Origin of the sequence: Okeania sp. SIO2B9, from assembly GCF_010672505.1 — a bacterium.
In the GTDB taxonomy this organism is placed as follows: Bacteria; Cyanobacteriota; Cyanobacteriia; order Cyanobacteriales; family Microcoleaceae; genus Okeania; species Okeania hirsuta.
In genome coordinates this window covers 1-4,385 of record NZ_JAAHGK010000623.1, presented here as the reverse complement: position 1 = coordinate 4,385, position 4,385 = coordinate 1, and the positions used below count along the sequence as shown (strand labels likewise).

Sequence of the window (4,385 nt, the reverse complement as noted above, 5' to 3'; positions counted from 1 at the left end):
TGCCAGTTTACGACCATTCAAAAATAGTAATTGAAAATGCTATTGAAGATTATTTTATATTAGGTTGGACTTCTCCAACTACAGGTATTCCTATCAGAACTCGGATGATTTATATTGAGCAAAAAAACTAAGGTAATGGTTTAATTAAGGTTTGACATTTAATATGGCCTATTTATCATACTATATAGGATGGTAAATATAAATAAATTTTGAACTATAAATTATGGTAAATAAAATTTCTGCTGAAGAATTTTATGATGAACTTGCTGCTAACTATGACGATGTGCTAAAAGACCCTAAGTGTAATGTACAACACATTCATGAGGCAGCTAAAATATTCCATCAATATAATTACCATCAAGGTAGTATTTTAGATATTGGTTGTGGCACAGGTTTTCTAAGTGAATTATTACAGGGAAATTTTGAATATACAGGTATTGATATTTCTAGTAAAATTCTAGATTATGCAGCTAAAAGAGGTTATAAAACTATCCACAAATCAATTGAAACAGCTTTACCTGAAATTGATACAAATTCCTACGATTTTGTTTTTTGTCTGGGTTCATTATTATTTGTTGAAGATTCTCAAACAGCAATCGAGCATATTACTCGAATAGCTCGTCAAGCTATTTTGATTAGTATTGATGAGACAACGGAGGAATTTATTAAAAACGTTGTTGTGCCAGTTTACGACCATTCAAAAATTACAATTGAAAATGCTATTGAAGATTATTTTATATTAGGTTGGACTTCTCCAACTACAGGTATTCCTATCAGAACTCGGATGATTTATATTGAACAAAAAAACTAAAGTAATTTCAGTTATCAGTTAGCCTCCTAACGGAGTGCGGGATAGTAAAAATAAATCAATTTTGAACTATAAATTATGGTAAATAAAATTTCTGCTGAAGAATTTTATGATGATTTTGCTGCCAACTATGATGATGTAGTCAAAGACCCCAAATGTAATGCACAACACATGAGGCAGCTAAAATATTCCATCAATATAATTACCATCAAGGTAGTATTTTAGATATTGGTTGTGGTACAGGTTTTTTGAGTCAATTATTGCAGGGAAATTTTGAATATACAGGTATTGATATTTCGGCTAAGATGCTGGAATATGCAACTAAAAGAGGTTATCAAACTATTCATAAACCAATAGAAACGGCTTTACCTGAAATTGATACTCAATCCTATGATTTTGTTTTTTGTTTAAGTTCATTGCATTGTGTCGAAGATGCTCAAACAACAATTGAACATCTTTATCGAATTGCTCGTCAAGCTATTTTAATTAGTATTGATGAAGCGACAGAGCAATATATTAAAAATTTTGTTGTGCCAGTTTACGAGCATTCAAAAATTACAATTGACAATGCTATGGAAGATTATTTTATATTAGGTTGGACTTCTCCAACTACAGGTATTCCTATCAGAACTCGGATGATTTATATTGAACAAAAAAGCTAAAGTAATAGTTGAATATTTAATAATATTTAAGGTTCAACGCTCGCCTATTTATTATACTATTACTATGCTGGATGATAGAGCTAAGTCAATTTTGGATTGTAAGTTATGGTAAACAAAATTTCTGCTACAGAATTTTATGACGATTTGGCGGCAAAGTATGATGATGATTGGCTCAATAATAGTCAGTATAATGTACAACTTGTAAATGAAGCAGTTAAAATATTCCAACGACACGATTATCGTCAAGGGAGTATTTTAGATATTGCTTGTGGAACAGGAGCTATTAGTGAATTATTACAGGGAAATTTTGATATACAGGTATCGATCTTTCTACTCAGATGCTGGAATATGCAGCTAAAAGGGGCTTTGAAGAAGGAGACAGGAGACAGGAGACAGGAGACAGGAGACAGGAGGAAAATTACATGGGGATAGTCAACGAAGGGCCGCTCCGCGTCTACGCTCCCCCAAGTAATTTTGAACACCGTGTAGACGGTGGGGTATTAAACCCACAAAGAAAATGATAAAACTATCAACAAATCAATTGAAACAGCTTTACCTGAAATTGATACAAATTCCTACGATTTTGTTTTTTGTCTGGGTTCATTATTATTTGTTGAAGATGCTCAATTGCGGTTTGATCATCATCGATCAAATTGCTCGTCAAGCTATTTTGATTAGTATTGATGAAACAACGGAGGAATTTATTAAAAATTTTGTTGTGCCAGTTTACGAGCATTCAAAAATGGTAATTGGCAATGCTATGGAAGATTATTTTATATTAGGTTGGACTTCTCCAACTACAGGTATTCCTATCAGAACTCGGATGATTTATATTGAAAAAAACAATTAAATTTAATTATAGATTAAGTAGTGATTTTTTAGTTTACCTCCTGACAATTAAAAGGATGTACTGAACTAATATCACTACTTCTAAAAGACTATATTTTTTTTAAAATACGAAAGGTAATATTGAAGTGGGGGCAGGTATCATTTCACTACCTCTAAGATCTAGTAGTTGTACAATAATTAAATAAGCGATCGCCAAAGCGATAGAAATAGCTCCAGTAATAATAGCCACAATTTTTCCACGATCCATAATTTTCTACTCCTGAACTTATTTCATAATTAAAAAAATTAGCTTTTTGTTGGTTGGGTGGAGGAACGTTCTTCGTAGCTTATCTGCAGGATAAACTCAACAAACTCGTTTTGTCTGTTGGGTTGCGCTACCGCTTAACCCAACCTACAGTATTATAACTGACTCCTGAGTTCTAACTTCTAACTTCTAACTTCTAACTTTTGACTTTTGACTTTTGACTTTTGATTTCTCATCCAGAACGTCTACGCAAAACCTCAACCAAAGTGAGAAAATCTTCTGGCAAAGGAGCGATCGCCTCCACTAACTCTTCAGAAACAGGATGTTGTAACTCTAGTCGCCAAGCATGAAGCGCTTGACCATTTAAATTCACTCCTACGGAACGACCTTTTCCATAAATAGTATCCCCCACAATAGGATACCCTATTTTAGCACTGTGAACCCGAATTTGATGAGTCCTGCCAGTCTCTAACCGAAACAACATCATAGAAAAATTTCCCAAACGTTCCTTAACTTCCCAATGAGTAACGGCGACTTTTCCGCCTCTTTCCACTGGTGTCACTGCCATCTTTTTGCGGTCTACCCGATGACGACCAATAGGTAAATCTATTTTACCACTATCTGTTTTCGGACTACCATAAACTACTCCTAAATATTCCCTTCTAGCAGTTTTCGCCTGTAATTGTGCCTGCAAATGTTGATACGCTTGGTCTGTTTTTGCGACCATTATTGCTCCAGTCGTATCCTTATCTAAGCGATGCACAATACCCGGTCGTTGCACTCCACCAATACCCGCCAAAGAATCACAATGAGCTAAAAGTGCATTCACCAAAGTACCATCAGAATGTCCGGGAGCTGGATGTACGACTAAACCTGCTGGTTTGTTGATAATTAATAAAGCATCATCTTCGTAGAGAATATCCAGAGGAATATCATTAGCTTCTATTTCTAAAGGTACTGGTGGGGGAATAGTTAAAATAATCCGATCGTCATGCTGTACTATTACTTTTTTAGAGGTGCAGAGTTGGTCATTTATTTTCACATTACCTTGGGATATTAACTTTTGAATATGTGATCGCGATAGGTCAGGTATTTGCTCAGATATCCAGATATCCAAACGCTGATTTATTTGCTTGACAAATTCACCCTTACTCTTTACCTCTAAAATTATTGAACTTTCATCAGCCATAAGTTGTACAAATTGTTAGTGGGATAAAAACCCGATTAAACCTAAACTTAAGTATAAAATAACAAAATATCAAATATAGCACTACGCAAATAGGGAGCGGACATTTTTAACGAAGTCAGAAGTCAGAAGTCAGAAGCGAGTGTGTAATTCTGAGGTCCCCTCAGAATGTAAGACACACTCAAGACAGTCAGAAGTTATTTTTGTAACGGGAATTTAAGTCCCGCTCCAAAAATATTTCGCCTTAAAAGGCGGGGTTGAGCGACCCATATTATTTTGATAAATGATCAAAGTTAGTCAGGGATTACTTCTGACTTCTGTACGTCGCCAATCCGATGGCTCCCCTATCTGACTTACGCGTAGCGCTATAGGTTGGCCAAGATAGCTACTGAATTAGAGAATGAAACATACTCTTTCTGTTTTAGTTGAAGACGAAGCGGGAGTTTTGACCCGCATTGCTGGTTTATTTGCCCGTCGTGGTTTTAATATTGAAAGTCTGGCGGTTGGCCCAGCAGAACAATCTGGTGTTTCTCGAATTACAATGGTGGTGCCTGGGGACGACCATGTGATCGAACAGTTGACCAAACAACTATATAAGTTGATTAATGTTTTGAAAGTACAAGATATTACTGCAGA

8 protein-coding genes are annotated in these 4,385 nt (G+C 35.3%); 6 read left to right on the top strand and 2 right to left on the bottom strand.

All coding sequences use genetic code 11. The annotated features are described in order from the left end of the window. The first annotated feature begins 223 nt into the window (after positions 1–223). The 5 genes from F6K13_RS20305 (at position 224) to F6K13_RS20285 (ending at position 2,320) form a co-directional block, all read left to right on the top strand. Positions 224–811 (top strand): class I SAM-dependent methyltransferase, encoded by a 588-nt coding sequence (locus tag F6K13_RS20305; RefSeq protein WP_124155383.1) that lies wholly within the window; start codon positions 224–226, stop codon positions 809–811. A gap of 75 nt (positions 812–886) precedes the next feature. Then, positions 887–1,033: a hypothetical protein gene (locus tag F6K13_RS20300; RefSeq protein ID WP_192901307.1), complete on the top strand. Its 147-nt coding sequence runs from the start codon at positions 887–889 to the stop codon at positions 1,031–1,033. A gap of 23 nt (positions 1,034–1,056) precedes the next feature. Then, positions 1,057–1,470, top strand: coding sequence for a class I SAM-dependent methyltransferase (locus F6K13_RS20295; RefSeq protein ID WP_287288185.1), 414 nt, complete (start codon positions 1,057–1,059; stop codon positions 1,468–1,470). A 105-nt stretch (positions 1,471–1,575) separates the two neighbouring features. Then, positions 1,576–1,902: a hypothetical protein gene (locus F6K13_RS20290; protein ID WP_124147474.1), complete on the top strand. Its 327-nt coding sequence runs from the start codon at positions 1,576–1,578 to the stop codon at positions 1,900–1,902. Between the two features lie 85 nt (positions 1,903–1,987). Then, positions 1,988–2,320: a hypothetical protein gene (locus F6K13_RS20285; RefSeq protein WP_287288183.1), complete on the top strand. Its 333-nt coding sequence runs from the start codon at positions 1,988–1,990 to the stop codon at positions 2,318–2,320. A 99-nt stretch (positions 2,321–2,419) separates the two neighbouring features. Here F6K13_RS20285 and F6K13_RS20280 read toward each other — a convergent pair whose 3' ends face one another. Continuing rightward, entirely contained in the window at positions 2,420–2,566 is a 147-nt protein-coding gene (locus F6K13_RS20280) for a hypothetical protein (RefSeq protein ID WP_192901216.1), read from the bottom strand. A 229-nt stretch (positions 2,567–2,795) separates the two neighbouring features. Further along, a complete protein-coding gene (locus F6K13_RS20275; RefSeq protein ID WP_124147475.1) occupies positions 2,796–3,752 on the bottom strand; it encodes an RluA family pseudouridine synthase in 957 nt (318 codons plus the stop codon). A 397-nt stretch (positions 3,753–4,149) separates the two neighbouring features. Between F6K13_RS20275 and ilvN the strand changes: the two genes are divergently transcribed. Beyond that, a partial coding sequence (ilvN, locus tag F6K13_RS20270; protein WP_287288181.1) for an acetolactate synthase small subunit occupies positions 4,150–4,385 on the top strand: 236 nt, incomplete at its 3' end.